The organism is Mesorhizobium sp. M2A.F.Ca.ET.037.01.1.1, from assembly GCF_003998075.1.
Taxonomy (GTDB): Bacteria; Pseudomonadota; Alphaproteobacteria; order Rhizobiales; family Rhizobiaceae; genus Mesorhizobium.
In genome coordinates, this window is the sequence record NZ_RZSA01000998.1 from 1 (window position 1) to 2,320 (window position 2,320).

A 2,320-nucleotide genomic window follows, 5' to 3' on the forward strand; every position below is an offset into this window, starting at 1 on the left:
CAGGCCGCCTGCCGGTCCGCGGCATAGGTGCCGAGATAGGACAGGTCGCATGCGAACTCGGGCCTTGGCTGCGCCGGCCGGTGCCGGTCAGGATCGACATGGCCGTAGAGCGGCAGGACATGACGGGCGCCAAGAATGCTCTTCAGTGTGTCGATCGCCGGCCCTCCGGTATAGCTCAGGACCAGATCGAAATCGCGCAACCCCTTCGGCTCGAAATAGGCCGGGTAATCACCTCGCTCGATGCTCGCCAGCGTCACCGGTGTATCGAGATCGTAAAAGACCTTCAGGCCGCGGCAGCTGTCATTCGCGATCCGCGAGGCCTCGACGGCATCGGGACAATAGGAGGTGACGATGACGACGTCGGCTTCCCGTATCGCAGCCTCGGCCTCCTGGCGGATGTCCTCCCAGTCTGCGTAGAGAACGATATTCCCGCCCTTGAGCCGGTCGATGTCCCTGGCGCCGGCATAGTAGGGCGTATCGCGCTCGAAGAAGCTGATCGACCAGCCAAGCGGCGCCAGAGCGCCGATCAGTCCGCGCCAGAGCGTGGCGTGTCCGTTGCCCCACGAGGATGTGACGGTGAGGCCGAAAATGACCATGCGCATCGGTTGCCGCTCCCGTCAGGCGATTTCATTCAAACGGACCAGCTTCGACCCCCAGTCGCCGTGGACGACCGTTGTGATGGAGGCCGGCGCGATGTCGAAGCGGAAGCAATCGCCGAGCGGGAGGCCGAGGATCGCGCAGACAGCCGCCTTGATGACATCGGCATGGCTGACAAGCGCGATGCACTGACCCTGTCCATTCTCGCGCAGCGCGTCCATCAGGCCGATCATCCTGTGCTGCACGTCCAGCATGGTCTCGCCGCTCGGCGTGCGGGCGCTCTGGCGCTGGTCGTTCCAAAGCCGCCAGCTTGCGTCACCGTTGAGTTCCTCGAAGGTCTTGCCGGACCATTCGCCGAAGTCGATCTCGTCGAGTTCCTTGCAGATCGCGATCTTCTCAATCTCGCAAGCGATGGCGATCGGCTTCGCTGTTTCCAGCGTGCGCTCGCGCGGACTGCTCAAGATCGCGGCGAGCGGTTCGCGTGCCATGCGGCGAGCCAGATGCAACGCCTGCGCCTGGCCGGCTTCGCCCAGGCGAACGCCCTCGAGCCGCCCGGCCAGGTACGAGCCGACATGATCATGCGCCGCGTGGCGGATGAGAAAGAAGGTGGTGGTCATTCGGCGGCGTCCAGCATCGGCTCGTCATTGCCGGCGATGAAGGCGAGCGTGCGCAGGCGCGCCTCTGCGTCGGTGAACTGCTCCGGCGGCGACTTCATGAAGTAGCTGCTGGGGCCTGTGAGCGCGCCGGCAATACCGCGGTCGAGGGCAAGCTTCGCGCAGCGGACGGCGTCGATGACGACGCCTGCCGAATTGGGCGAATCCCAAACCTCCAGCTTGAGTTCGGCATTGAGCGGCACGCCGCCGAAGGTGGTGCCTTCGACGCGGATATAGGCCCATTTGCGGTCGGTCAGCCACGGGACATGGTCGCTGGGTCCGACATGGATGTTCCCGGCCTCGAGCGGGACGTCGATCTGGCTGGTGACGGACTGCGTCTTCGAGATCTTCTTCGATTCCAGCCGCTCGCGCTCGAGCATGTTGAGGAAGTCGGTGTTGCCGCCGAAGTTGAGCTGGTAGGTGCGATCGATGCGCACGCCGCGCTCGCGGAACAGATTGGCGAGCAGCCGGTGCACGATGGTTGCGCCGACCTGGCTCTTGATGTCGTCGCCGACCAGGGGAAGGCCGCGCTCCTCGAAGCGTTGGCGCCATTCCGGCCGCGAAGCGATGAAGACAGGGATGCAATTGACGAAGGCGCAGCCTGCATCGAGCGCGCATTCCGCGTAGAAATGGGCGGCCGCTTCGGAGCCCACCGGAAGATAGCATATCAGAATCTCGGCCCCGCTCTCCCGGAGTCGAGCGATCACGTCGGCAACCGGCTCGCCAGACTCCGGAATCTGGTCCCGGAGATATTTGCCGATGCCGTCGAGCGTCGGGCCGCGATCCACGCGGACCCCAGTCGGTGCAACGTCGGCGAAACGGAAAGTGTTGTTGGGCGCGGTGTAGATCGCTTCCGCCACATCGCGCCCAACCTTGTTTTCCGCAACATCGAAGGCGCAGACCACCTCGATATCGTCAACATGGTAGCCGCCGAGATCGGCATGCATCAGTCCGGGGATCGGCTCGTTGCCGTTGGCGTGGCGATAGTAGGAGAGACCTTGCACAAGCGATGATGCGCAATTGCCTACGCCGACGATGCCGATACGAACCTTCTTCGATGTCACGAAACC

The 2,320-nt window shown here is 64.0% G+C and carries 2 protein-coding genes and 1 pseudogene; all 3 read right to left on the bottom strand.

Annotation, left to right across the window (positions count from 1 at the left end; genetic code table 11):
• A pseudogene (locus tag EOA27_RS32475) lies at positions 1–602 on the bottom strand (glycosyltransferase); the annotation flags it as partial.
• A gap of 15 nt (positions 603–617) precedes the next feature.
• On the bottom strand, positions 618–1,214 hold the full coding sequence (locus EOA27_RS32480) for a histidine phosphatase family protein (protein ID WP_126079201.1): 597 nt from the start codon (positions 1,212–1,214) through the stop codon (positions 618–620).
• A complete protein-coding gene (locus EOA27_RS32485) occupies positions 1,211–2,314 on the bottom strand; it encodes an inositol-3-phosphate synthase (protein ID WP_126079200.1) in 1,104 nt (367 codons plus the stop codon). The genes EOA27_RS32480 and EOA27_RS32485 overlap by 4 nt, the downstream gene beginning before the upstream one ends.
• Positions 2,315–2,320 lie beyond the last annotated feature (6 nt).